Source organism: Mycobacterium liflandii (assembly GCF_022354805.1).
Classification (GTDB): Bacteria; Actinomycetota; Actinomycetes; order Mycobacteriales; family Mycobacteriaceae; genus Mycobacterium; species Mycobacterium marinum.
Genome location: NZ_CP023138.1, coordinates 1686957 through 1712593, shown reverse-complemented (window position 1 = coordinate 1712593; position 25637 = coordinate 1686957). Strand labels below are relative to the sequence as shown.

Below are 25637 nucleotides of genomic sequence, written 5' to 3'. Positions count from 1 at the left end.
ACGATTTGGCCCACCCAAACCCTGACGTAGGTTCCCCGGAAACGCAATTCGGATTTGCCGCCCGCGGCCGCGCGACGCGCTAGACCCTGGACGGCGGTCAGCGGTGGGTGCCCTCGAGGTCCTCGAGGATTGCCGCCTGGGCGTCCTTGGGCAGCGTGTGCAGCATCTCGCGAACCCGTGCCTGGCGGCGGGCGACGGCCTTACGTTCCGGCATGCCCGGAGTCGCTTGGATCTGCGGTGGCACACCCTCGATGTCCTCGGTGCCGCCGGCGTGCTGTCCGGCGTCGATCATGGCCTGCTCTTCGGCCATGGTGGCCTCGTCCTTTTCCTCGGACATGCCGATCGGGCCGATGCGGCGGCCGTTGAGGAACTGCCGAACCACGGGCTCATCGCTGGTGAGCAGCACCTCGCGGGGGCCGAACATGACCAGGTGCTTACGGAACAACATGCCCATGTTGTCCGGCACAGTGCGCGCGATGTTGATGTTGTGCGTCACGATCAGGATGGTGGCATCGATCTGGGCGTTGATGTCCATGATCAACTGGCTCAGATAGGCGGTACGGACGGGGTCCAGACCCGAGTCGGGCTCGTCGCAGAGAATGATCTGCGGGTCGAGAACCAGCGCCCTGGCCAGGCCGGCGCGCTTGCGCATACCACCGGAGATCTCACCGGGGAACTTCTTCTCATCACCGGTGAGACCGACCATGGCCAGCTTCTCCATGACGATGTCACGGATTTCGCTTTCCTTCTTCTTGGTGTGCTCACGCAGCGGGAAGGCGGTGTTGTCATAGAGGTTCATCGACCCGAACAGCGCACCGTCCTGGAACAACACACCGAACAACGTCCGGATCTCGTAGAGCTCCTTGGCCGAACATTCGATGATGTCGGTGCCATCGATGAGGATCGAGCCGCGCTCTGGGCGCAGCAGACCGATGAGGGACTTCAGGAACACCGACTTGCCAGTACCGGAGGGACCAAGCAACACGCTGACCTCCCCGGCCGGGATCGTCAGCGTGACGTCTTCCCAAATCCTCGAGGATCCGAAGGACTTTGTCAGTCCGTTGACCTCGATAGCGACGCCCATGGGAAATCCTTCCAATGCCGATGCCCGTGACCTGCACCGTTGATGTGGCTTGAGTCACTGTAGCGCACGTCATTGGCGGGATATCAGGGTTGGATAGATAACAAATCTCCCGCAGGCCACGCCAGCCACCCGCAGGCACCGGTCACACGCCCGTTACGCGCCCGTCATTGGGCGCCGGTCATGTCGAGGCCGACCAATTGCCATGGAAGCCTAGCGGCACCCGCTGCGGAAGATGCACGCACGCCGCCAGCTCCAGCGTCTGGGCGTCCAGCAACACCAGCTGCCCCTCGTCGGAGCCACGGTGATAGCCGTATCCCATCAGGACCCCGTGATCCTCGGCGGCGGCCGTCGGGCTCGGCACGAAGGCCATCTCACCAAGCAGCAGGTCCGGATCGAGCGGGGCGACTTGGCTGGACCCGGTCGCATAGTCCTGCTTGTACAGCGAGGTCGACATGTCCGACGTGCCACCCGTGAGGTAACCGCCGTCCACGCCCAGGGTGTAGCCAAACCGGTGCCGCTTGCCCAACAACGTCTCGTTGATCCGGGGAAACTCCTGGGACCGGTCGTCACGGCACTCGGTGCTGACCGCGCCGGTGGTCAAGTTGATCACCCAGCGATCCAGCGAGGGACTGGTATCTCCGGGGCCACGACGGTCACGGTCGAACATCCGCCGGTAGCGGACCACGTCGAGTATCAACACCTCGGCCCCATCGCGGTGCTCCGAATACGCGTTGAGCGGGTGGTAGACGTAGCAGGGCTCGATATCAAACCATCTGACATCCCGGTTACCACCCTCCCGGGGCATGACCCCGATCCGGGCCGGGTAGGCGGGGTTCCATGCGTAGGGCAGCTGGTTGGACGGCCTGGGATTGCGGTTCAGCATTGCCGCGATCGGGCTGGGCACCCGGACATTTCCGATCAACGAGGCCATCACCAGCCGGGCCGGCACCCCGAGCCAGCTGGGCATTTTCACCGGCATCACCTGTGCCGAGTCGAAGGTGACCGGCAGGTCGTAGATCACGACGTACTTATCGATCAGCGAGAAGTCGTGCATCATCGGCGACCCGGTGACCTCGATGTCAACGGTGCGACGCGCCCGCCCCTGGGTGTCGATCACCGAGTACTGCACCGTGTGCCCGCGGGTAAACGAGTAGGACACCGCGTGCAGCTCGCCGGTCTGGGGGTCGCGGTGCGGATGGGCGGTGTAACCGCCGGGCAGGGTGCCGTCGAAGTCGCAGGTGCCCACGGTGTCGAGGTCGTCGGTGAGCTCATAGTTTGCGACGCCCCCCTCCACCAGGGCGAGGGTGCGCCCAGCGTGGCTGAGCACGTTGGTGTTGGCCCCCAGCCCCAGCATGCCCGCCCGGGGGTCAAGCCTGGCGGGCGGCGACTCCCCCAGCGCAGCACATACCGGCATGCTGCGCACCCAACGGTTGCGGTACCAACTGGCCCGCCCGTCGCGCAGCGCGACCCCGTGCACCATCCCGTCGCCGGTGAACCAGTGGTAGGTGGCGGGGTTGACCTCCGCCACCGGGTTGGGCCCATTGCGCAGATAGCGCCCGTCGAGGTAGTCGGGGATGCGCCCGGTGACCTCCAGGTCGGTTGCGGTCACTTCGGCGCGCACGGGGGCCAGAAAGCCCTCGAGATAGGGATTCCGGGGTTGGGCGCTGCGCATGGTCGTCACGTCTGAGCTACTATAATATTGTTATTTCGCTGTTATTGAGACCGTACGCTCCCAATGAGAAGATGGCAATGATGATTGGAGAAACAATGATGATTGGAGAAACAACGTCACCGACCCAACGCAGCGGCGTTCGCGACGAGATGCTGCATGCCGCCGTCGCGCTGCTCGACGCGCACGGACCCGATGCGCTGCAAACCCGCAAGGTGGCGGGGGCCGCCGGCACCTCCACGATGGCGGTCTACACCCATTTCGGCGGAATGCCCGAACTGATCGCCGAAGTCGCCGATGAGGGCTTGCGACAGTTCGACACCGCGCTCGCGGTGCCACCATCCGATGACCCAGTGGCCGATCTGGTGGCCACCGGCGCCGCCTATCGCCGGTACGCCATCGAGCGCCCGCACATGTATCGGCTGATGTTCGGCAGCACCAGCGCGCACGGCATCAACGCGCCCGCACAAAACGTCCTGACCCTGACGATCTCGCAGATCGAGCAGCGCCATCCCAGCTTTGCGCACGTGGTGCGGGGTGTCCGGCGGTCGATGCTGGCCGGGCGAATCACCGTGAACGGCGGGGACGACCGCAATCGGGCGGCGGCACCCGATGGTCTGGCCACGGACGTTCCCGACGCGGAGATCGTCGCGACCGCTGCCCAGTTCTGGGCACTGATCCATGGGTTCGTGATGCTCGAACTAGCCGGCTTCTTCGGCGATGAGGGAGCGGCCATCGAGCCGGTACTCGCGTCGATGACAACGAACTTGCTTGTCGCGTTGGGAGATTCGCCCGAGCTGGCAAAGCGGTCGCAGCGCCTGGCGACCGGCGCGGGCTGAATACAGCAAACCCCCGGAAACCAGGAACGGCTCCGGGGGTTTGCGTGGGTTCTGCGTGCAGACCTACTTGACGCTGACGCTGGCGCCAGCGGCCTCGAGCTTGGCCTTGGCCTCCTCGGCGGCCTCCTTGGCGACCTTCTCCAGCAACGGCTTGGGTGCGCCGTCGACCAGGTCCTTGGCTTCCTTGAGGCCCAGGCCGGAGACGATCTCACGGACCACCTTGATGACGCCGATCTTCTTGTCACCGGCGGCCTCGAGGATGACGTCGAATTCGGACTGCTCCTCGGCGGCCTCAGCGGCACCGCCGGCCGGGGCGGCACCAGCGGCCGCGACGGCGACCGGGGCGGCCGCGGTGACCTCGAAGGTGTCCTCGAACTTCTTCACGAAGTCGGAGAGCTCCAGCAGGGTCATTTCCTTGAACGCGTCGAGCAGCTCGTCGGTCGAGAGCTTTGACATGGTTTGGGTCCCTTCCTAGTTTCTTGGGGGTTTCTTGGGTTATTTGGTGGTTTCTCGATACAGGTGGCTATTCGGCGTCGGTCGCCGTGTCAGTCGCCTCGGGGGCTTCGGAGGCTTCAGCGGCCCCCGCGGCTTCAGGAGTCTCGGTAGCTGCGGCCGGCGCCGAGCCGGGCTCCGCTGCCTTCTTCTCCTGCAGCGCCGCCGCCAACCGGGCGAACTGCGAGGCCGGCGCATTGAACAGCCCGGCAGCCTTGGCGAGGTTGCCCTTCATCGCGCCGGCCAGCTTGGCCAGCAACACCTCGCGGGTCTCCAGGTCGGCGATCCGCTCAACTTCGGCGACGGTCAACGCGTGACCGTCCATGTAGCCGCCCTTGATGACCAGCGCCTTGTGTTCCTTGGCGAAGGTCTTGAGGGCCTTGGCCGCGTCGACCGGCTCGCCCTTGACGAACGCGATCGCGGTGGGGCCCGCGAACAGCTCGTCGAGGCCTTCGACACCGGCCTCCGAAGCTGCGCGCTTGATAAGGGTGTTCTTGGCTACGGCGTAGGTGGCCGACTCGCCCAACGACCGGCGCAATTCGGCCAGGTTGGAGACCGTCAAACCACGGTATTCGGTAATGACAGTTGCGGTCGACGCCTTGAAGTGCTCTGCGATGTCCGCAACGGCAGTGGCCTTGTCAGCCCTGGCCATGCATGCCTCCTGAAGTCGAAGTCCGGTGGAAGTTTCCGGTATTAGCTGGTGCGACGTGTCGTCTGTGATCGCCGCAAAACGTCGAACGCCCCGGCGCAGGATGCGGCCGGGGCGTGAATGCGCGCCAGCACACGGGCCGGCGATACTTGCCTCGTCCTCCTGCGTGGGCCGCCGGGATTACTCCCGGACCTTCAACCGATTTCTCGGTGACCGACGGTCTTCGGTGGATCGGACACCACAATAGCGCGGCCCGCCCGATCAGCCAAAACGGGCGAGTATGCCCCCCGCAGCGCCGCACGGGAAGTTGGGCCCGAACCGCCACGCGAGGCCGCCCAAGCCACTTCAGCTACTCCAGCCACTTGAGTAACGCGGATCTATGGGGCGTGGCCGCCGGCCCCGCCGGTGCCTCCACCACCGCCGGTGCCGTCCTGGTAACCCACATCGCCGGGCAGGCCGGGCCAGCCGGGATAGTCCGAACCGTCGATATGTGCCACACCACCGTGACCGCCTTGACCGCCGTGACCACCCGGCTGCCCATGCAGGGCGTGGCCGCCGTCGCCGCCGTTACCCGACACCCCGCCAAAACTGTTACCACCGGTGCCGCCGAAACCGCCGTTGCCGCCGTTGCCGGCGTTGAAACCGGATCCGCCGTTGCCGCCGTAGCCACCGTCGCCGGGGTGGCCGCCGCCGTCGGGATTGTCTCTACTGCCATCGCCGCCATGGCCGCCATGACCGCCATGACCGCCATTGCCCATGATTCCGTCGTCGCCCGGGGCGGCGTGGGTGGAGCCGTCACCACTGATTCCGCCGGTGCCACCGACACCGCCCGCCGCGCCGTAACCACCGTTGCCACCGTTGTGCCCGTTCTCGAACCCGATGGGATTCGGACCGGAACCGCCGTTACCACCGTTGGCGCCGTTACCGCCATTACCGCCGGCGCCCCCCGAACCGCCGGCACCGTCGGCGCCGTCGAGGAATCCGGGTGCGTGGGACACACCGCCCGCGCCGCCGTCACCGCCGTTGCCACCATTACCCGCGTGACCGCCTCTGCCGCCCGATTCGCCGTCCGTGCCGGTACCGGCCTTCCCCGACAACCCCGTGGCGCCATCACCGCCGGTGCCGCCCTGACCGCCGACGCCACCTGACCCGCCGGCACCGCCGACACCACCCTTTGCACCACCGCCGCCGCCGGCACCGCCAGCACCACCGCCGCCGCCGGCACCGCCAGCACCACCGGTGCCCCCGACACCGCCGAGCCCCCCGACGCCCCCGTTGCCGACCAACCAGCCACCGCGACCACCGGCACCGCCGTTGCCCGCCTGGCCGCCCGCACCACCGGCGTCACCAGCCCCGCCGGAAAGGCCAGCACCACCATCGCCGCCGGCACCACCGGCGCCACCGAGGCCGTACAACCCCGCGGCTCCCCCGGCACCACCATCACCACCGTTGGTACCGTTCGCGCCGCCGGGGCCACCGGCACCACCGGCGCCACCGGCACCACCGGGGCCGAACAGCGCTCCGGCGTTTCCGCCGATTCCGCCGATTCCGCCGGTGTCGCCCAGTCCCAGCCCACCAGCTCCGCCGGTCCCGCCAGCACCGAAGAATCTCGCGGCCCCACCAGCCCCGCCATTGCCCCCGGTGAGCACGCCTTGGCCGCCAAGGCCACCGGCGCCTCCATTGCCGTACAGCCATCCGCCGTTGCCGCCCGCACCGCCGGTCGCACCCACGGCCGAGACTCCACTGACTCCGCCGGCGCCGCCGGCACCGCCATGGCCGAGTAGACCCGCGGACCCGCCGGCCCCGCCGGCCTGACCTACTCCACCTGAGCCACCGTTACCACCGTTGCCCCACAACAACCCCCCGTTGCCGCCCGCCTGCCCGCTACCGGGCGCGCCGTCGGTGCCGTTGCCGATCAACGACCACCCGAACAACGCTTGAGTGGGCGTATTGATCACGTCCAAGACGCACTGCTCGACGGTCTCCAAACCGGCTAACGCCGATATGTTGGCAGCTTCAGCTTCCGCATAGCCCCCCGAGGCGGCGGCCAGCATCTGCACAAACCGCCGGTGAAACAGCGCCACCTGAGCGCTGAGCGACTCGTACTCGCGCCCATGAGCGACGAACAATGCCGCCAGCGCCACCGAGACCTCATCCACCCCGGGAGGCAGCACGGCCGTCGTCGCACCAGCCGCCGCATTGGCCTCATCGATCGATGACCCAATCTGTGTCAAGGCCGCCGCACCATCGATCACTAGCTCCGGCGAAACACTCACAAACGACATGACCCCACCCCCATCAGCCCAGCCAAGAATGCCGCCCCAAGCGACTGCCAACACGCTATACACGCAGGTAAACGGCGTACAACGCGAATCGACGGCACCGCCAAAAACTGAACAATGCCCGGCGCAGCGCCCGGCCGACACGCGTCTCACCGCGGCAACTCAACCGGCAACAACGACGGCCAAAGCGCGGGGTTGCGTCTCACCGCTAAGACGCATCAATGAGCTCGAGCGCGGGAACCGCGTCTAGCCAGGGGCCACTAATTGCCGGCTCGTCGCCCAAGAAAAACCGCCGTCGGGATTGCGCGACACCGGCGTGAAATCAGCACGACACGAGGACGAGAAACCCCCGTAACATCGGGGACCCCAACTCGTCTGTGCGAGGGGTCGGCCGGGACGCGGACGTCGTTCGCCACAGCCGGCTAGCCGAGCCCGGCAAGGCGGGCGGCACCGACCAGACCGGCCTGTCCGCCTAGCTCGGCGGGCACAACGCGCAGGCCGGCCAAGAAGTCCAGCCCGAGGTAGTCGGCCAATGCCGCGCGCAGCGGGTCGAATAACAGGCGCCCGGCTTTGGCGACCCCTCCCCCGATGACAACCCGGTCGAGGTCGCACACCGCGCCCACCGAGGCGATCATGGCGGCCAGGCCACGGGTGCCCCGGCGAAAGGCCGCCAGCGCCACGGCATCTCCGGCGGCTGCCGCGGCCGCCAATTCCCGGGCGCCCGCTTCGGGCCGCGCCGACCAACCGTTGGCCCGAGCCCATCGAACCATCGACGGGCCAGCGGCGATCGTCTCGACACAGCCACGGCCACCGCAGGAACACCGCAGGCCATCCTGATCGACCACGACATGCCCCACGTGTCCCGCGTTGCCGGTGCGGCCCGGATACGGGACGCCGCCGAGCACCAGCCCCCCGCCGACACCGGTGGACACCACCATGCCCAACAGGAAACGTGCTCCCCGTCCCGCACCCAGCCAGTGCTCGCCGAGCGCCATGCAGACCCCATCGCCGCCCAGCCGCACCGGCACATCGGGCACCATGGTCGCAACCCGGTCTCGCAGCGGGAAGCCGCGCCAGGAGCCGATATTGATCGGGCTGACCGTCCCGCTATCCAGGTCGACCGGCCCGGCCGAGGCGATGCCCACCGCAGCCACCGTGGCGTCGGCCACCCGCAATGCCTCGGCGATCGCCTCGGCGACCGCGGCCCAGACCTGCTCGGCCGCGCATCGCGCCGGGGTCGGCACCTGGGCGGTGTGCACCAGCGCGCCGTCGGCGTCGGCCAGCCCGACGGCGACCTTGGTGCCGCCGATGTCCAGACAGAGGGTCAACATGAGCGCTCAGTGCCGGTGGGTGTTGTCGGGTTGGCGCGGATCGCCGGGATGCTCATAACCCGGGGCCAGTTGGACCAGCGCGGCACGGCGCCCGTCCAGCCACACCCGGAACGCGCGTCGGCGCGCGGCCCCCAACAGGTGCTCGGCGATCGCGTCGCGCACCCGCTCCAGCGGCGGGGCGGCCACCGGCGGGACATGCCAACCGTGCCGCCCCGGCACCGGAGCCGCAAACCGCAGCGGGTTCCGGGCGTGGTAGGCGGCCACCTCGTCGTCACCGACCCGGACGTCCGCCGTGACCTCGGCGAACAGCGCCCGCACCCGCGGATCGGCAAGCACCGCAGCGGCCACACTGCCGATCTCCAGGCGCGCGGTGACATCGGGCAGCAGTTCGGCCTCCGACGGCGCCGGATGCCCGGTGACGCCGCGCGCTGTGGCTTCGTCGGCAAGCACCCGCTCGGTCGCGATCAATTGCGCCAGCCAGCGCCGCAGCTGCCGCCCCTCGCTGGTGCCGCTGACCGGCAGCGCGGCCGCCCGCGGGCCGTTGCGCAGCCGCGCTTCGCGCGCGTCGACCTCACCGACGGCAATGGGTGCGCCCGCGACGGTCGCGACCAGGGAACCGGTCATGTCACCGTCACCCGTACCGCTGGGGAGTAGACCAGTCGGCCGGCGCAGCCGACCCGCACCAGCGCCCACCACTGTCCCGGGGCCAGCCAGCCCGGCGGGGCCACATCGAAGACGAGTTCGGCACTGCCGCAGGCAGGCAGCACGGCCCCGGCCGCGGCCGGGGCCATCCACTCCCAGGTACCCCAGGGGCTGATGAGGTGCGCCTCGAGCGTCAGGTCGGTTTGGGCGCGGCTGCCGACGGTCACCGCAAGCCGGGCCGAACTTCCGGCGGCCAGCTCCAGGTCGGCCGGTTCCTCGGCGAGATAGACGAGCTGGCTGAGATCGGTCCCGACGGCCACCACACAGACATCCTCGACCATCTGCCGCCACGCCGCCGGGACTTCCGGCTCGGTAATGCTCAACTGGGCGCGCACCGGATACAGCCCGGGTCCGGCGGTGGCCGGAATCCTCACCATGACGTTGGTCTCCACATACTCACCGGCGCCCAAGTCGAACGGCAACCGGCGGGGTGCGACCGACCAGCCATCTGGAAACCGCACCTCGATCAGGCCACACAGCGAGGAATCGGTGCAGTCGCTGGCGGTGGTCAAACGCAACGTCACCTGGCTTCCCGGCTCGGCCGTCACCTGCTCGGGGTGCAGGTAGGCGACGGCGGGTAGCCCGCCCAGTGGTGCGGGGCCCCGATTGTGCAGCCAATACCGCGCGTAGAGCGGTTGAGCCGCCTCGTGCTGCGGCGCAAGCGCGTCAGAACACGACAGCACCGCGGGCATCTCGAGCCGGGCCAGCGTGGTAGCGACATGAAAGCCATGCAGATTAACCCCTGGGGTAGCTCGCTGCGGATGCTCGAGCAGGTCAGCCATCCGAAGCTCGCTCAGCTCGCCCAATTCGCAGCGCAGCGTCACCGGCGCCGCCGCCCCGGTGGTTTCCACCAGGCGCAGCGTCACCGCGGCGGGGTCGACGGACCGGGCACTGCCGGCGGTCAGCGGGTTACCCGCCGCCTTGAGCGCGCCCAGCTGCACCGAGCCGGCCGGCTCGATCTCTAGCAGCGATCCGACCTGCGCCAGCTTGCCCGCGCGGTCGCGCGCAGTCACGGCCAGCAATGGTTGGGAGAACTCAGCGCTGCGGGCCGGGATGTCGGCGCGCCGCCAATCGCCGTCGGCGCAGACCAGGGCGTAGTCGAAATCGTGGGTCCAGTGTTGCAGCTGGAAGTTGGAGCCGTCGGGCGCGGTGCGGCGGGGCTCGTCGATCCAGACCCTGGACGGCCAGCCGGTGCAGGACCGCATCAGCGCGGTATGCAGGGTGCCCTCGGAGTCGACGGCAAAGCTGGGCATTCCGCGGTTGAACAACGCGATCGTGCGGGCCTCGAACGGGTCCATGTCTGCCGGCGCCTGCTGCCGGACGGAGATCTCGGCATCGGCCAGATCGTCGACCAGCGCGGCGATCGCCGCGGCGAGATCCGTGTCGTCGCGACCGTCGATCACCAGCACCGGCAGCGCACGTGGCGCGCGCAGGTCCGCCCCGGGCACCCAGACCGACGCCAACGAGGTCGCGGCCGGCACCCACACCCGGGCCCGCCCGCCGCTGGCCAACTGGCGCTCCAACTCGGCGGTGTAGCCCGGATCCGCGTCCGCCAGCACGGCCTTGGTGAACACGTTGCGCGCGGGCCCGCCCAGCGCGATCCGGACGTCGGGCAAATTGGAGTCCACGTCGAGGTTTCCGTAGCGCGGTTTGTCGGCGCCACTGCAGGTGGCCGTCACACCGGCGCGCACCAGCGCGACCATCAGCTCGCGCGCCAGCGGGCCCGATGTCGCCTCCGAGGGGGACACCACCTCGGCCACCGATACCGCGCGCACCGCGTCGCTGCCGGCGCGGACCCACACCGCCGAGGACAATCGGAACCAGCCGTAGGCCGGGTTGTCCAATGTCCACAGGTGTTGGGCCGTGTCCACCGACCGAGCTCCCGATTCACCGACCGGGTGCAGCAGCGCGAAACCTCGCCCGACGACGGCATCGCCCACCTCGCTGACCGCCATCGCGCCCGGCACCGGGCAGGGCCACCGCAAGCGCACCAGCTGGTCGTTGCCGCTGAAGTCATCGATGGTGGTGCGACAGTCCACCCGGGCCACGCCCCGCCACAAGGTCAGGGTCTGGGTATAACGCAGCAGCGTGCCGATCCGGCCTCGCACCACCAGCCGCTGCCCAATCAGGCAGCGGTAGCCGCGCACTTCGGCGGCCGATTCCGACGAGCACACCACCGGCCCGTTGGGCAACAGATGCCACGGGCCCTCGCCCTGCGTCGGGTGCGATGGATATTCCTGGTAAACCGCAAGCTCGTTGCCCACCCGCCCGTCCGCGATGAGCTGGCGGTGGTCCCGCACCAGCGATTCCACGCCGCCACCGCGTTCGGGATCCACGCGCAGGCGGTAGTGCTCGTTGGCGATCTCGGTCCCGGTTACCGGTTCCCAGCCCGTAGCCGCGTCGGTCGGGATCAACTGGTAGGTCTTCCAGCCCAGCGAAGGGACATCGCTGGCCAGCCAGCTGACGGTCCGCCCGTCGGCATCGACGTGCGCCGGGGTGTGTGCACCGTCGGGTCCGCGCACCGCCACGCCGGCGCCCAACGGCCGCTGCAGCTCAATCGTGACGATGTCGGTGCGCCGCCGGGTCAACGGGTTCCACACCACGACCGCCTCCCCCGGGCCGGCCACCGCGCGCGAGAGCAGCTGCAGCGAGTTGTCCCGGACGGTGCGGCCGATCTCCCACGCGTCGCGCCATCCGGTGAGTAGATCCAGATAGACCTGGTCGGACTCGGAGCCGGTGATGGCGTCGTGATGTGCCCCGTAGGCCAGTTGCACCCACGCTTTGGCCAACGCCGCCTGCGGATACGGGGCACCGCAGAGGACCCCGGCGAACACGGCGAAGCGCTCGGCCTGCAGGACCGCGTTCTCGGCGGCCCGGTTGGCTTGTTTGGTGTCGATGTAGGACACGTCTTTGCCCGTATAGATCGGGTTCATGTCGCGCGTCTGCGGCGACGCGACCGCACCACGGTCGGCCAGTTCGGCACGCACCGCGGCAAAAAACTCCCTCGGCAGGCCGCAGACAAATCGCGGCCAGGTGTAACGGGCGGCCCAGTCGCGGTGGATTTCGCTAACCCACTTGTTCGGCGGGGTGTAGTCGGTTCCGACCGGCAGCAGCACGTTACGGGTCAAGGCGACCCTTTTGAGCGCGTCGAAAAGCGCGTAGGTGGCCGCCGCGGCCTCAGCCAGCGAGCTCGACGAGTCCATCCACCAGCCCGCCGAATAGTGCGCCGGCATGTAGTGGGTGAGCAGGCCCCGACCCGATGGCGAAATCCACTCGAACTCGCTGCAAAACTGCATCCGTTCGACACCCTCGCCCCGGCCGCCCTGCGCGGGACCCCATTGGTGGTGCGGTCCACGCGCCCACGAGCTCGACGTCAAGCCGGCGTCGGCGGCCATCCCCGGGAACTGTGGGTCGTGGCCGAACACGTCGAGCTGCCATGCGGTGGCCGGGTCGGCGCCCAGCACGTCACGCTGAAAACCGATGCCGTGCACCAAATTACGAATGGTCGTCTCTGGGCTGGTGAGGTTTGTGTTGGGTTCGTTATAGGTTCCGCCCATCACTTCCACCCGGCCCTGCGCCAGAAACCGGCGCAGGTCGGCACGGTCCTGCGGATGGGTGTCCCAGTACGGCTTGAGGTAGTCGACTTCGGCCAGCACGAACTTGTAGTCGGGATCGCGGCGCGCCATCTCGAGATGGGCGTGTACCAGCTCGAACCCGTTGGTCTGACGGGCGCGCCCGGGCGGGTCTTCGTGCCACTGGCTGGTGTAGGCCCCCTGGGTGTTCCACCACACCGGGTCGTAGTGGAAGTGGCTGACCATGAACATCGTCCAGCCCGGCTTGGCCACGGTGAACGTGAATGTGAATGTGCAGGCTGCGCCGGCGGAACCCGCCCAGACCCGCGCATCCCGCCGTTGTCCCACGACGGGGTCCTCGAGCACAACCGGCACCTCGAGGATTTCGGCCCCCACCGCGGCGAGGGCCTGTCCGCTCAGGCCGGCACCGTCGACACGGATTGATGTCGGCTCGGTGCACTCGGCGATCCTCACCCGGACCAGCTGCAGTGGGGCATCCGGCGGGCCCACGAAAAGTTCGGTCGATTCCGCCGAAACCACCTGCATGACCGCACCCTACGGCGCCGTGGCGACTCGACAAAGCTATTGGGCAACCCTTTGGCGGCCCTTTGGCACAGCATGTCGACCATCGAATGCTGCCCGTGTTCGCTACGTTGATCAACCGTGGCGGATGTGAGCGACATCGATCCGTGCTACGCAACGATCGCTGAGCTTTCGCACGCGTTCGCGACTCGGGCGCTCTCTCCGGTGGAGGTCACCAGAGCGCACCTGCAACGCATCGACCGGCTCAATCCCGTGCTGCACCCATATATGACGGTGCTGGCCGACAGCGCACTCGATGAGGCGAGACAAGCCGAGGAACAGATCGCACGCGGTAACCACCGCGGCCGGCTGCATGGTGTTCCGATTGCCGTGAAGGATCTCTGTTTTACCCAGGGGATCCCAACCACCGCGGGCATGGCGATCCATCGGGATTTCAGACCCAGCTACGACGCAACGGTGGTTTCCCGTTTGCGGCGGGCCGGAGCGGTGCTGCTGGGGAAGCTGCATATGTGCGAGGCCGCCGGCGCCGAGTACCACCCGGATTTCCCGGCGGTGGTGAACCCGTGGAGCGCCGAGCGCTGGGCCGGAGCGTCGTCCAGCGGCTCGGCCGTGGCCACCGTCACCGGGTTGTGCACGGCCAGCCTCGGCAGCGACACCGGCGGGTCGATTCGCACTCCGTGCACGATGACCGGAGCCACCGGCCTCAAGCCGACCTGGGGACGCGTCAGCGTCCACGGTGTGTTCGCGATGGCGCCGTCACTGGACACCATCGGACCGATGGCGCGAAACGCCGAGGACACCGGCCATGTGTTGCGGGCGATCGCCGGTGCCGACCCCCAGGATCCAACCGCCACCAGAGTTGGGGTACCCGAGTACGTGACGGGTTCACCCGAGATTCGCACCGTGCGGATCGGGTTCGATCCGGAGTACGCGCTCGGCGGGGTCGAGCCCGATGTGGCGCGGGTGGTCCGCACCGCGCTGCGCGTGCTGGCGGACCTCGGCGCGGACATTCGCGCGGTGTCGCTGCCGTCGACCGCGGCGCTGGCGGCCGGGTGGGGGGCTTATGTGGGAGCCCAAATCGCCGTCGTGCACGAGCGGACCTATCCGTCCCGATCCGCGGAGTACGGCCCATTCGCAAGCCAGCTCCTGGACGCCGGTCACGCGGTGTCCGGCATGGAGATCGCCCGCATCCAGCGCGAGCGAAACCTGTTCGCCGGGAGACTGGCGGCGCTGTTCGAGGATGTCGACTTGCTCGTCGCGCCCGTCTTGCCGCTGGCGAACCTGACCCTCGATCGGTTCAGGGAGTTGCTGTTCAATCCCGAGACTCTGCCGGACTTGCTGCGCTTCACCGGACCGTTCAACTTCTCCGGCAGCCCGACGATCATCCTGCCGGGCGGCTTCGATTCCCACGGCGGACCGATCGGTTTCCAATTCGTGGCTCGACACTTCGATGAACCGCTGCTGATCCGGGCCGGGCGAGCCTTTCAAAGCGCCACCGACTGGCATCTTCGCCGCCCACCCGTGCAATGAGCCTCGTGCCGCCGCGACGCGGGCGTCGCGGCGGTAGGTAGAAATGAGGCGTGCGCACCAGCAGCGGCGTTGCGCGCCGCGAGACGACTACGGGCGACGTCGAACTGTTCTACGAAGAACTGGGCGACCCGAGCGGTCAGCCGGTGCTGCTCATCATGGGTTTGGGCGCCCAGCTGCCGATGTGGCCGGACGAATTCTGCGCCCGCCTGGTCGCGGCCGGCTACCGCGTCATCCGATTCGATCATCGCGACACCGGTCTGTCGGCCAAGATGCGCGGGATGCGCGCACCGGGCTCGGTCTACCGACGGATAGGGCGCTACCTGCTGGGCCGGCCCAGCCCGGTGCCCTACACCCTGCTCGACATGACCGAGGACGTTGCGGCCCTGCTGGACCACTTGTCCATCGCCCGGGCACACGTGGTGGGGGCGTCACTGGGCGGCATGATCGCCCAGATCCTGGCCGCCGATCAGCCCCAGCGAGTGGCGTCGTTGGGAATCATCATGTCGACCACCGGAAAGGCGTTCTCGGCGCCACCGGCGTGGCGGGTCATCAAGCTGGCGTTCGGCCAGCCCGGCCCGAACGCGTCTGCCGAAGAGAAGCTGGCATTCGAGGTGCGCAACGTCGCCGTGTTCAACGGGCCCAACTTTTTGCCGCCTCAAAGCGACCTGCGCCAGCGCGTGCGGCTACTCGCCGACCGCTGCAACTACCCGCCAGGCATGCTGCGCCAGTTTGATGCCGTGCTGGGCACCGGCAGCCTGCTCGGGTACAGCAAGGCGATCACTGCGCCGACGGTGGTGCTGCATGGTTCGGCAGACCCGATGGTGCGGCTGCGCAACGGGCGGGCGGTCGCCGCGGCGATCCCGGACGCACGCTTCGTCGTTGTCGACGGAATGGGCCATGATCTCCCCCAGCCGGTATGGCGCCCAATATTGGAAACCCTTACCGAAAACTTCTCGCGAGCCGCGCCGCCGCACGTGTAATCATTGCGAAATTCCGGCCTGATTTTCGCAATGGAGGCACGCTCGGCGAGCATTACCCAGCGCGTGAATGGGCTCACAACAATTGTGACTTGACACTGTCGATTTGGCACACTGCTCAAATGACTACTACCAAACACCGCGAGGTGGCCAAGCTGGACCGGGTGCCGTTGCCGGTCGAAGCGGCCCGGGTAGCCGTCACTGGTTGGCAGGTCACCCGCACCGCGGCTCGCTTCGTCACGAAGCTGCCGGGCAAAGGATTCGCCTCGTCCTGGCAGCAGAAGATCATCAAGGAGATCCCGCAGACGTTCGCCGACCTGGGCCCGACCTACGTCAAGTTCGGTCAGATCATCGCGTCCAGCCCGGGAGCGTTCGGCGAGTCACTGTCGCGGGAATTCCGCGGACTGCTGGACCGGGTGCCGCCTGCCGACACCGACCAGGTGCACAAGCTGTTCGTCGAGGAGCTCGGCGCCGAACCGGCCGAACTGTTCGCCGCTTTCGAAGAAGAGCCCTTCGCATCGGCCTCCATCGCGCAGGTCCACTACGCGACGCTCAAGACCGGCGAGGAGGTGGTGGTCAAGATCCAGCGCCCGGGCATCCGCCGCCGGGTGGCCGCCGATCTGCAAATCCTGCAGCGCTTTGCTCAGGCCGTCGAACTGGCGAAATTGGGCCGTCGACTCTCGGCTCAAGACGTTGTCGCCGACTTCTCCGACAACCTCGCCGCGGAGCTGGATTTTCGTCTCGAGGCGCAGTCGATGGATGCCTGGGTCGCACACCTGCACGCGTCCCCGCTGGGCCGCAACATCCGGGTGCCACAGGTGCACTGGAACTTCACCAGCGAACGGGTGCTGACGATGGAGCGGGTGCACGGCGTCCGCATCGACAATGTCGCCGCCATCCGCAAGGCCGGCTTCGACGGCACCGAGCTGGTCAAAGCGCTGCTGTTCAGCGTGTTCGAGGGCGGGCTGCGGCACGGGCTGTTCCACGGCGACCTGCACGCGGGCAACCTCTACGTGGACGAGGAAGGCCGCATCGTCTTCTTCGATTTCGGCATCATGGGCCGCATCGATCCGCGCACCCGATGGCTGCTGCGTGAGCTGGTGTACGCGCTGCTGGTGAAGAAGGACCACGCCGCGGCCGGCAAGATCGTGGTGCTGATGGGCGCCGTCGGGACGATGAAGCCCGAGGCGCAGGCCGCCAAGGACCTGGAGAAATTCGCCACGCCGCTGACGATGCAGTCGCTGGGCGACATGTCCTACGCCGACATCGGTCGTCAGCTCTCGGCGCTGGCCGACGCCTACGACGTCAAGCTGCCTCGCGAGCTGGTGCTGATCGGCAAACAGTTCCTCTACGTCGAGCGGTACATGAAGCTGCTGGCTCCGAAGTGGCAGATGATGTCCGATCCGCAGCTGACCGGTTACTTCGCCAATTTCATGGTCGAGGTGAGCCGCGAGCATCAGGGCGACTCCAGCGACGCCAGCGGCGATGCCAGCGACGTCGAGGCGTAGCGAATCGCGATGGAAATCCGCACCGGCTATGCCCAATCAGGGGTCGGATCGGGGGCCACGTCCGAGCGGCAGCCCGCCGGTGATCTGAAGCTGTACTACGAGGACATGGGCGACATCAACGCCCCGCCCGTCCTGCTGATCATGGGCCTCGGCGCCCAGCTGTTGCTGTGGCGCACCGGGTTTTGCCAGAAGCTGGTCGACCAGGGCCTGCGTGTCATCCGCTACGACAACCGCGATGTCGGCCTGTCCACCAAGATGGAGCAGCCCAGCGCCAGGCAACCCCTGATGCCGCAGTTGATCCGCTCCTGGCTGGGCCGGCGCAGCCAAACGCCATACACGCTGGAAGACATGGCCGACGATGCGGCGGCGCTACTGGACCACCTCGATATCGAGCGGGCCCACATTGTCGGGGCCTCGATGGGCGGCATGATCGCCCAGATCTTCGCCGCACGCTTTGCCGAGCGGACCAACTCGCTGGCGGTCATCTTCTCCAGCAACAATCGCCCGTTTCTGCCGCCGCCGGCACCCCGGGCCTTGCTCGCGGTGCTCAACGGCCCGCCCCCGGGCTCGCCGCGCGAAGTGATCATCGACAACGTCGTGCGGGTCACCAGGATCACCGGCAGTCCGGGTTACCAACCGACCGAGGAGTGGATTCGCGCTGACGCCGCGGAGAACTACGACCGCAGCTACTACCCGTGGGGCATCCGCCGACAGTTCAGCGCGGTCCTGGGCAGTGGCAGCCTGTTGGGCTACAACCGCCGGACCGTGGCACCCACCGTGGTGATCCACGGACGCGCCGACAAGCTGATGCGCCCCTTCGGCGGGCGGGCCGTCGCCAAAGCCATCAACGGCGCCCGGATGGTGGAATTCGACGGGATGGGCCATGACCTACCACGGCAACTCTGGGACCAGGTGATCGGCGTCCTCACGAGCAACTTCGAGCAGGCCGAATAGCCCGTAATAGGGCGCCCGGTATCTGATACGGCTTTCTCACGACCAGTTTCGGTGATTGCCGCCGAGCGGTACCGTTGGCGCAGGAGGCAGGGCTCCGGCGTTGTTGATTAGCAGGCTTGTGAGCTGGGTTGATGATCTTTGGTGCCGCGCTATTGGGGCCGGAGTGTAGGCACGGGCTATCTGGAGAACGATCGAGTTGGTTACTGTTCGTCGTTGGTCTGGAGTTGCCCGTGCCTACCGTTTCAGTATTGCCTGTGTCGTCGGTTCCAGAGGTGTTCGACCGCTGGAGTCCTGGTGAGCGCAGCGAGCTCATCGGATCGGAGTTTCTCGATGTGTTGGCCTCGGTGCCAGACCCGAGGGACCCACGCGGTCGGAGGTATTCGCTGATGGCTTTGTTGGCGATCGCGGTTCTGGCCACTGCCGCGGGGATGCGCGGCTATGCTGGTTTTGCCACATGGGCGGCCACCGCTCCCGATGATGTGTTGGCCCAATTAGGGGTCCGGTTCCGGCGGCCCAGTGAGAAGACCTTCCGCGATGTTTTGTCTCGGCTAGACCCCGCCGACCTCAACGCCAGGATGGGCAGTTACTTCACTGCACACGTGGCCAGCAGCGACCCCAGTGGATTGGTGCCGATCGCGTTGGACGGCAAGATGCTGCGTGGTGCTTTACGCGCCAAAGCGACAGCCACGCATCTCGTGTCGGTGTTCGCCCACCGTGCCCGATTGGTGCTCGGTCAACTCGCTGTCGCCGAGAAAAGCAATGAAATTCCCTGCGTACGTGCCCTGCTCACGCTGCTGCCGGGTAGCTTGCGGTGGCTGGTCACCGTGGATGCGATGCATACCCAGGTCGTCACCGCGAAGTTGATCTGCGCCACCTTGAAGTCGCACTACCTGATGATCGTCAAGTCCAACCAAGCCAAAATACTTGCGCGTATCACCGCGCTGCCCTGGGCCGAGGTGCCCACAGCCGCTACCGACGACTCCCGCGGCCACGGCCGTGTCGAGACCCGCACCCTGCAAATCATCACCGCTGCACGAGGAATCGGCTTCCCCTACGCAAAACAAATCATCCGGATCACTCGTGAACGTTTGATCACCGCCACCGACCAGCGCAGCGTGGAGGTGGTCTATGCCATCTGCAGCCTGCCGTTCGAGCACGCCCGCCCTACCGCGATCATGACCTGGATGCGTCAACACTGGGGAATCGAGAACAGCCTGCACTGGATACGCGACGTCACCTTCGACGAAGACCGTCAAAGGGCACATACCGGAAACGGCGCACAGGTCCTAGCAACGCTACGCAACACCGCGATCAATCTGCACCGCCTCAACGGCGCCGACAACATCGCCGAAGCCTGCCGGATCACCGCTTTGACCGCCAACCGCCGCCTAGACCTCCTCAATCCACAATTCCCCAGCTCACAAGCCTGCTAATCAACAACGCCGGAGCCCTGGCGCAGGAGGTTGCGCCAAATGGCCGAACTGAAACCGTATTTTGAAGACTCCCAAGCAACATACGACATTTCAGACGAATTCTTCGGCCTGTTCTTGGACCCCACCTGGGTATATACCTGCGCCTACTTCGAGCGCGACGACATGACCCTCGAAGAAGCTCAATTGGCGAAACTCGATTTGGCGTTGGACAAGCTGCACCTCGAGCCCGGGATGACCCTGCTCGACGTCGGCTGCGGCTGGGGCGGTGCGCTGGTCCGGGCGGTCGAGAAATATGACGTCAACGTCATCGGTCTGACCCTCAGCCGCAACCACTGCCAGCGCAGCCAGGACCTGCTGGCCGCGCTCGGCACCAAGCGGCGGGCCGAGGCGCGGCTGCAGGGCTGGGAAGAGTTCGACGAGCAGGTGGACCGGATCGTCTCATTCGAGGCGTTCGATGCCTTCCGCAAAGAACGCTATGGCGCATTTTTCCAGCGTTCCTACGACATCCTCCCTGCTGGCGGCAGCCTGTTGTTGCACAGCCTGTTCACCTACGACCGCAGGTGGCTACACGAACAGGGCATAGCCCTGACCATGAGCGATCTGCGGTTCCTCAAGTTCCTGCGGGAGTCGATTTTCCCGGGCGGCGAGGTGCCGTCCGAATCCGACATCGTCGACAATGCCCAGGCCGCCGGTTTCGCCGTCGAACAGATCCAACTCATGCAGCAGCACTACGCGCACACCCTGGACATCTGGGCCGCCAATCTGGCGGCCGCCCGGGATCGGGCCATCACCGTGCAGTCCGAACAGGTCTATGACAACTTCATGCACTACCTCACCGGATGCGCCGAGCGATTCCGCCGAGGCCTGGTCAACGTGGGCCAGTTCACCCTCACCAAATAGCGGCGAAGGAGGCGCTCACCACACTGGTTCGCGGTTTCGTGTGTCACCCCCGAATCGGATAACATCCCCCCAGAACGCTAGGGGGACGTTCCGGTGCCAATGCGCGCACCGCAGGGTCGGTTTCGGCCCGGAAAGGCATCAGGTTCATGGCCAAAGAGCTAAAGCCGCATTTCGACGACGTACAGGCGCATTACGACCTATCCGACGATTTCTTCCGGCTTTTTCTGGACCCCACCCAGACCTACAGCTGCGCCTACTTCGAGCGCGATGACATGACGCTGGAAGAGGCGCAGATCGCCAAGATCGACCTGGCGCTGGGCAAGCTGGGCTTGGAGCCCGGCATGACACTGCTCGACGTCGGCTGCGGCTGGGGCGCCACCATGCGCCGCGCGATCGAGAAATACGACGTCAACGTCGTCGGCCTCACCCTGTCCAAGAACCAGGCCGCCCACGTGCAGAAATCGTTCGACCAGCTGGACACCGCACGCACCCGGCGGGTGCTGCTGGAGGGCTGGGAGCAGTTCGATGAGCCCGTCGACCGCATCGTCTCGATCGGCGCGTTCGAGCACTTCGGTCACGACCGTTACGACGACTTCTTCACCCTGGCCCACAACATCTTGCCCAGCGACGGGGTGATGCTGCTGCACACGATCACGGGGCTGACCTTCCAGCAAGCCACCGACCGCGGCATGCCGTTGACGTTCGAGATAGCCCGGTTCATCAAGTTCATCGTGACCGAGATCTTCCCGGGCGGGCGGTTGCCGTCGATCGAGAAGGTGGCCGACCATTCGTCGAAGGCGGGCTTCACGCTGACGCGCCGCCAGTCGCTGCAGCCGCACTACGCCAGGACCCTGGACCTGTGGGCCCAAGCCCTGCAAGCCCGCCGGGACGAGGCCATCGAGGTTCAGTCCGAAGAAGTCTATGAGCGCTACATGCAATACCTGACCGGCTGCGCCGACGGCTTCCGCGTCGGTTACATCGACGTCAACCAGTTCACCCTGGAGAAGTCGTGATATCGCGGCGGTCCGATTCGGATCGACGCGGACCAGCGGGAACGCCGTCAAATGCATAGGAAACGCTTCGCCGCGTGTAGGGTGCCGATGAATGGTCACCTCGTGAGGGTGTCGGTCCCGATCGGGAGGGCAAATGTCCGGTAAAGCAGTAGCCGCTTCGCGCAAGCGGTCCAATCTCGACGATGTTCAGGCTCATTACGACCTGTCCAACGAGTTTTTTGCGCTGTTCGTGGACCCGACCAGGACCTACAGCTGCGCCTACTTCCCGCGCGAGGACATGACCTTGCAGGAAGCGCAGATCGCCAAGATCGATCTGACGCTGGACAAGCTGGGACTGACACCCGGGATGACGTTGCTCGACATCGGTTGCGGCTGGGGTTCGGTGCTCAAGCGGGCCGTCGAGAAGTACGACGTCAACGTCGTCGGGCTGACCCTGTCCAAGAACCAGCACGCGTACTGCCAGCAGGTACTCGACGAGGTCGACACCAATCGCTCCCACCGGGTCCTGCTGCGCGACTGGGCGGAATTCGATGAGCCGGTTGACCGTATCGTCACCATCGAAGCGTTGGAGCACTTCGGCTTTCACCGTTACGACGACTTCTTCAAGTTCACCTACGAGGCCCTGCCCGCCGACGGTGTGATGCTGCTGCACGCGATCACCGGGTTGCACCCCAAGCAGGTCATGGAGCGCGGCATCCCGTTGACCATGGAGATGGCCAAGTTCATCCGGTTCATCGTGACGGACATCTTCCCGGGTGGGCGGTTGCCGATGATCGAGACCGTCGAAGAGCACGCGGACAAGGTGGGGTTCAAGGTGGCCCGGCGGCAGTCGCTGCAACTCGACTTCGCCAAGACACTGGACTTCTGGGCCGAGGCCTTGGAGGAGCGCAGGGACGAAGCGATCAAGATCCAGTCAGAAGAGGTCTACGAGAGGTACATGAAGTACCTGACCGGCTGCGCCCGCGCATTCCGGATCGGCTACATCGACTGCAATCAGTTCACTCTGGCCAAGTAGACTTTCCTGCCACAGTAAGGGGTACGGGCGCGGGCTAACCTTCCGCTCCGCCAGTTAATGCGAGAATCCCGTACGGGCGCATAGTCAGGGCGAGGCTTCGCGGGTGCGTCGGAGCTGCGAACATCAGGAGAACAGGACGACAATGGCTGAAATTCCGCCGACACCAACGAAGATGCGGACGCGCTCGGAAGACATCCAGGCGCACTACGACGTCTCCGACGATTTCTTCGCCCTGTTCCAGGACCCCACCCGGATCTACAGCTGCGCGTACTTCGAGCCGCCGGAGCTCACCCTCGAAGAAGCCCAGTACGCCAAGATCGACCTCAACCTTGACAAGCTGGACCTCAAGCCGGGCATGACCCTGCTGGACATCGGCTGCGGCTGGGGCACCACCATGAAGCGCGCGGTCGAGCGGTTCGATGTCAACGTGATCGGCCTGACGTTGTCCAAGAATCAGCACGCCCGCTGCGAGAGTGTGCTGGGCGAGATCGACACCAACCGCTCACGGCAGGTGCGGCTGCACGGCTGGGAAGACTTCAACGAGCCAGTCGACCGGATCGTCTCGATCGAGGCCTTCGAGCACTTCGGGCACGAGAACTACGACGACTTCTTCAAACGATGCTTCGACATCATGCCCGAGGACGGCCGGATGACCGTCCAGAGCAGCGTCAGCTACCACCCCTTCGAAATGGCCGCCCGCGGCAAGAAGCTGACCTTCGAGACGGCGCGCTTCATCAAGTTCATCGTGACCGAGATCTTCCCGGGCGGGCGGTTGCCGTCGACGGGGATGATGGTCGAACACGGCGAGAAGGCCGGTTTCGTCGTCCCCGAGCCGCTTTCGCTGCGCCCCCACTACATCAAGACGCTGCGGATCTGGGGCGACAACCTCGAGGCCAACAAGGAAAAGGCCATCGAGGTCACCTCCGAAGAGGTTTACAACCGCTACATCAAGTATCTGCGCGGCTGCGAACACTACTTCACCGACGAGATGCTGGACTGCAGCCTGGTGACCTACCTCAAACCAGGTGCGGTTAGCGCCTGATTTCCGCGTATCCGGGCGCGGGTGTCGGATTGCCGCCACCTTGTTCGTCAAAAGGGTAGAGAGTGAGACAACGGGTTTCGCTCGCTATCCGGAGGTGACCGCAAATGCACTACTTCGCCTTGTTGATCAGCAAGGAGCGCGACCGCACACCCAGCGAGGGGGGCAGCCGAGATGGCGGCCTACGAAGCGTTCCATGCCCAGGCCGCCTCGGCGATCCGCGGCGGCGACGCGCTACTATCCGCCGCTGACGCCGCGCAGATCACCGGGGGCCCGAATGCGCCGGTCATTACCGACGGCCCGTTCGCCGAAGGCGCCGAGGTCGCGGGCGGATACTACGTATTCGAAACCGAGAACCTCGATGAGGTACTCGAACTGGCCCGTGCTATTCCGGCCGCCAAGTACGGTGCGGTTGAGGTGTGGCCGATGGCCGGGCCGGGTCTGCCCACACAGCCACTGCAGGGCAGCAATTGGATTGCGCTGTTGCTCGAGCCGCCCGAGCGAGCGGTCGCGCCCGGCACCCCGGAGTGGGAGGCAATGGCCGCACAGCACCAGCAGTTCGGCGCGGCGGCCAGCGAGCACATCAAGGCCGGCGCCGGCCTGCATCAGCCGTCCACGGCCACCACGGTGCGGGTGCGCGATGGCCAGGTTCTCATCACCGACGGCCCGTATGTCGAAGGCGCCGAGGTCGCCAATGGCTACTACGTGCTCAGCGCCGCAGACCGGGACGAGGCCGTCAAGTTGGCATCGATGATCCCCGCCTCGACCGTGCTGGTGCGAGGACTGGCCGGCGTTTCGGGCCTCTAGCCTCAGACGTCACCAATGGCCAACCTGGACGGCGTCTTCCGCCGGGAGTGGGGATCTGCCGTCGCCGCGCTGGCGCGGTGGTCCGGCGACCTCACCATCGCCGAGGACGCCGTCCAGGAAGCCTGTGCCGAGGCGCTGCGCGCCTGGCCCCGGGACGGCCTACCCGACAGTCCCGGCGGCTGGCTGGTCACGGTGGCGCGCAACCGCGCGCGAGACCGGCTCAGACGCGAATCCGCTCGTCCCGCGAAAGAATTGGCCTACGTCGTGAACGACATCGGTGCTATCCGGGCGCGAACCGAACACAGCGACCCACATCCGGTTCGCGACGATGAGCTGCGCATGATGTTCACCTGCGCGCACCCGGCACTGGACCGCCAATCGCAACTGGCACTGACGCTGCGGTTGGTGTCCGGGTTGACCGTCACCGAGATCGCCCGGGCACTATTGCAGACCGATGCGGCCATCGGTCAGCGCATCACCCGCGCCAAGAACAAGATCCGCCATGCCAACATCCCGCTGCGGGTGCCGCCCGCGGAACTGTTGCCCGAACGCACGCCTCACGTACTGGGCTGCATCTACTCGGTGTTCACCGAGGGGTATTGGGCGACGGGAGGCCCGTCGGCGATTCGCGACGAGCTCTGCGATGAGGGGGTCCGGCTGGCGCAAGAGCTGTGCGCGCTGATGCCGCAGGAGCCGGAGACGCATGCCCTGGCGGCGCTGGTGTTGCTGCATGATTCACGACGGGCGACGCGGGTGGACGAGGCCGGGGCCCTGGTGCCCCTCGACGAGCAAGACCGGTCCCGATGGGATCACGGCCGCATCGCCCGTGGGCTGGACCGGCTGCGGCGGGCCAGCGGATCCAGGGGCCCCTATCTACCGCAAGCGGTGATCGCCGCATTGCATGCGAGCGCGCCGTCCTGGGAGCACACCGACTGGACCACCATCTGCGCGGCATATGACCGGCTGTTGCAGCTGACGGACTCGCCGGTGGTGGTAGCCAACCGCGCGCTGGCGGTGGGTTTCCGCGATGGTCCCGACGCCGGCCTGGCCGCGCTGGAAGAAGTGGCCCACGACCCGCGGCTGAGCCACTCGAACCTGGTTGCGTCGGCGCGGGCCGACCTGTTGCGACGCGCCGGACGAGGCGCCGACGCGCTCCGGTGGTATCGAGTTGCGCTGGACTCCAACGGCTCCGAACCGAGCCGCGGGTTCCTGCAACGGCGCATCGCCGAATGCCAGGGGTAGACCTACCCGCCGAGCAGACACATAATCGCATCGCCTCGGCGATTTGGGTGCGATTT

The 25637-nt window shown here is 66.7% G+C and carries 19 protein-coding genes and 1 pseudogene; 12 read left to right on the top strand and 8 right to left on the bottom strand.

All coding sequences use genetic code 11. From position 1 onward, the window contains the following. Positions 1-97 precede the first annotated feature (97 nt). Positions 98-1084 (bottom strand): ABC transporter ATP-binding protein, encoded by a 987-nt coding sequence (locus CKW46_RS07780; RefSeq protein WP_012392905.1) that lies wholly within the window; start codon positions 1082-1084, stop codon positions 98-100. A gap of 178 nt (positions 1085-1262) precedes the next feature. Further along, positions 1263-2756, bottom strand: a complete 1494-nt coding sequence (locus CKW46_RS07775) for a carotenoid oxygenase family protein (RefSeq protein ID WP_482053379.1) — start codon at positions 2754-2756, stop codon at positions 1263-1265. Between the two features lie 95 nt (positions 2757-2851). Here CKW46_RS07775 and CKW46_RS07770 point away from each other — a divergent pair, with 95 nt between their 5' ends. Continuing rightward, positions 2852-3592 (top strand): TetR/AcrR family transcriptional regulator, encoded by a 741-nt coding sequence (locus CKW46_RS07770; protein WP_015354656.1) that lies wholly within the window; start codon positions 2852-2854, stop codon positions 3590-3592. A gap of 63 nt (positions 3593-3655) precedes the next feature. Here the strand turns inward: CKW46_RS07770 and rplL are convergent, their stop codons facing one another. The 6 genes from rplL to CKW46_RS07740 all read right to left on the bottom strand — a co-directional run bounded on the left by rplL (position 3656) and on the right by CKW46_RS07740 (position 13166). After that, complete coding sequence (gene rplL, locus CKW46_RS07765) at positions 3656-4048, bottom strand: 50S ribosomal protein L7/L12 (RefSeq protein ID WP_012392902.1); 393 nt, start codon at positions 4046-4048, stop codon at positions 3656-3658. Positions 4049-4115: 67 nt separating this feature from the next. After that, a complete protein-coding gene (gene rplJ, locus CKW46_RS07760; protein WP_011739013.1) occupies positions 4116-4736 on the bottom strand; it encodes a 50S ribosomal protein L10 in 621 nt (206 codons plus the stop codon). Positions 4737-5110: 374 nt separating this feature from the next. Further along, on the bottom strand, positions 5111-7018 hold the full coding sequence (locus CKW46_RS07755) for a PE family protein (RefSeq protein WP_482053034.1): 1908 nt from the start codon (positions 7016-7018) through the stop codon (positions 5111-5113). Positions 7019-7437: 419 nt separating this feature from the next. After that, positions 7438-8346: an ROK family protein gene (locus CKW46_RS07750; RefSeq protein WP_015354652.1), complete on the bottom strand. Its 909-nt coding sequence runs from the start codon at positions 8344-8346 to the stop codon at positions 7438-7440. 6 nt (positions 8347-8352) lie between these two features. Continuing rightward, the gene (locus CKW46_RS07745) at positions 8353-8970 is read right to left on the bottom strand and encodes a DUF7158 domain-containing protein (protein WP_012392900.1); all 618 of its coding nucleotides are present in this window, start codon (positions 8968-8970) and stop codon (positions 8353-8355) included. After that, the gene (locus CKW46_RS07740; RefSeq protein ID WP_482053033.1) at positions 8967-13166 is read right to left on the bottom strand and encodes a glycoside hydrolase family 38 N-terminal domain-containing protein; all 4200 of its coding nucleotides are present in this window, start codon (positions 13164-13166) and stop codon (positions 8967-8969) included. The genes CKW46_RS07745 and CKW46_RS07740 overlap by 4 nt, the downstream gene beginning before the upstream one ends. Positions 13167-13292: 126 nt before the next feature. Here CKW46_RS07740 and CKW46_RS07735 point away from each other — a divergent pair, with 126 nt between their 5' ends. From CKW46_RS07735 to CKW46_RS07685, 11 genes and pseudogenes are all read left to right on the top strand, one after another. Then, positions 13293-14693: an amidase gene (locus CKW46_RS07735; RefSeq protein WP_482053032.1), complete on the top strand. Its 1401-nt coding sequence runs from the start codon at positions 13293-13295 to the stop codon at positions 14691-14693. A gap of 50 nt (positions 14694-14743) precedes the next feature. Next, entirely contained in the window at positions 14744-15673 is a 930-nt protein-coding gene (locus tag CKW46_RS07730; RefSeq protein ID WP_015354649.1) for an alpha/beta fold hydrolase, read from the top strand. Between the two features lie 119 nt (positions 15674-15792). Beyond that, positions 15793-17178 (top strand): ABC1 kinase family protein, encoded by a 1386-nt coding sequence (locus CKW46_RS07725; protein ID WP_482053031.1) that lies wholly within the window; start codon positions 15793-15795, stop codon positions 17176-17178. Between the two features lie 9 nt (positions 17179-17187). Then, the gene (locus CKW46_RS07720) at positions 17188-18132 is read left to right on the top strand and encodes an alpha/beta fold hydrolase (RefSeq protein WP_015354648.1); all 945 of its coding nucleotides are present in this window, start codon (positions 17188-17190) and stop codon (positions 18130-18132) included. 230 nt (positions 18133-18362) lie between these two features. Further along, entirely contained in the window at positions 18363-19565 is a 1203-nt protein-coding gene (locus tag CKW46_RS07715) for an ISAs1-like element IS2404/ISMul1 family transposase (protein WP_420891833.1), read from the top strand. 39 nt (positions 19566-19604) lie between these two features. Further along, the gene (mmaA1, locus tag CKW46_RS07710; protein ID WP_015354647.1) at positions 19605-20465 is read left to right on the top strand and encodes a mycolic acid methyltransferase MmaA1; all 861 of its coding nucleotides are present in this window, start codon (positions 19605-19607) and stop codon (positions 20463-20465) included. Between the two features lie 146 nt (positions 20466-20611). Further along, positions 20612-21478, top strand: a complete 867-nt coding sequence (mmaA2, locus tag CKW46_RS07705) for a cyclopropane mycolic acid synthase MmaA2 (RefSeq protein WP_117437920.1) — start codon at positions 20612-20614, stop codon at positions 21476-21478. Positions 21479-21611: 133 nt separating this feature from the next. Next, the gene (mmaA3, locus tag CKW46_RS07700) at positions 21612-22493 is read left to right on the top strand and encodes a methoxy mycolic acid synthase MmaA3 (protein ID WP_012392892.1); all 882 of its coding nucleotides are present in this window, start codon (positions 21612-21614) and stop codon (positions 22491-22493) included. Between the two features lie 142 nt (positions 22494-22635). After that, positions 22636-23535, top strand: a complete 900-nt coding sequence (mmaA4, locus tag CKW46_RS07695; RefSeq protein WP_015354646.1) for a hydroxymycolate synthase MmaA4 — start codon at positions 22636-22638, stop codon at positions 23533-23535. Between the two features lie 104 nt (positions 23536-23639). After that, positions 23640-24339 (top strand): annotated as a pseudogene (locus CKW46_RS07690) (YciI family protein). A 15-nt stretch (positions 24340-24354) separates the two neighbouring features. Beyond that, positions 24355-25581: an RNA polymerase sigma factor gene (locus CKW46_RS07685; protein ID WP_117437918.1), complete on the top strand. Its 1227-nt coding sequence runs from the start codon at positions 24355-24357 to the stop codon at positions 25579-25581. Positions 25582-25637: the final 56 nt, after the last annotated feature.

Coding starts and splice junctions, on each gene's coding strand:
- CKW46_RS07780 (WP_012392905.1), bottom strand. CDS start 1,084: ATGGGCGTCGCTATCGAGGTCAACGGACTGACAAAGTCCTTCGGATCC.
- CKW46_RS07775 (WP_482053379.1), bottom strand. CDS start 2,756: ATGCGCAGCGCCCAACCCCGGAATCCCTATCTCGAGGGCTTTCTGGCC.
- CKW46_RS07770 (WP_015354656.1), top strand. CDS start 2,852: ATGATGATTGGAGAAACAACGTCACCGACCCAACGCAGCGGCGTTCGC.
- rplL (WP_012392902.1), bottom strand. CDS start 4,048: ATGTCAAAGCTCTCGACCGACGAGCTGCTCGACGCGTTCAAGGAAATG.
- rplJ (WP_011739013.1), bottom strand. CDS start 4,736: ATGGCCAGGGCTGACAAGGCCACTGCCGTTGCGGACATCGCAGAGCAC.
- CKW46_RS07755 (WP_482053034.1), bottom strand. CDS start 7,018: ATGTCGTTTGTGAGTGTTTCGCCGGAGCTAGTGATCGATGGTGCGGCG.
- CKW46_RS07750 (WP_015354652.1), bottom strand. CDS start 8,346: ATGTTGACCCTCTGTCTGGACATCGGCGGCACCAAGGTCGCCGTCGGG.
- CKW46_RS07745 (WP_012392900.1), bottom strand. CDS start 8,970: ATGACCGGTTCCCTGGTCGCGACCGTCGCGGGCGCACCCATTGCCGTC.
- CKW46_RS07740 (WP_482053033.1), bottom strand. CDS start 13,166: ATGCAGGTGGTTTCGGCGGAATCGACCGAACTTTTCGTGGGCCCGCCG.
- CKW46_RS07725 (WP_482053031.1), top strand. CDS start 15,793: ATGACTACTACCAAACACCGCGAGGTGGCCAAGCTGGACCGGGTGCCG.
- CKW46_RS07720 (WP_015354648.1), top strand. CDS start 17,188: ATGGAAATCCGCACCGGCTATGCCCAATCAGGGGTCGGATCGGGGGCC.
- mmaA1 (WP_015354647.1), top strand. CDS start 19,605: ATGGCCGAACTGAAACCGTATTTTGAAGACTCCCAAGCAACATACGAC.
- mmaA2 (WP_117437920.1), top strand. CDS start 20,612: ATGGCCAAAGAGCTAAAGCCGCATTTCGACGACGTACAGGCGCATTAC.
- mmaA3 (WP_012392892.1), top strand. CDS start 21,612: ATGTCCGGTAAAGCAGTAGCCGCTTCGCGCAAGCGGTCCAATCTCGAC.
- mmaA4 (WP_015354646.1), top strand. CDS start 22,636: ATGGCTGAAATTCCGCCGACACCAACGAAGATGCGGACGCGCTCGGAA.
- CKW46_RS07685 (WP_117437918.1), top strand. CDS start 24,355: ATGGCCAACCTGGACGGCGTCTTCCGCCGGGAGTGGGGATCTGCCGTC.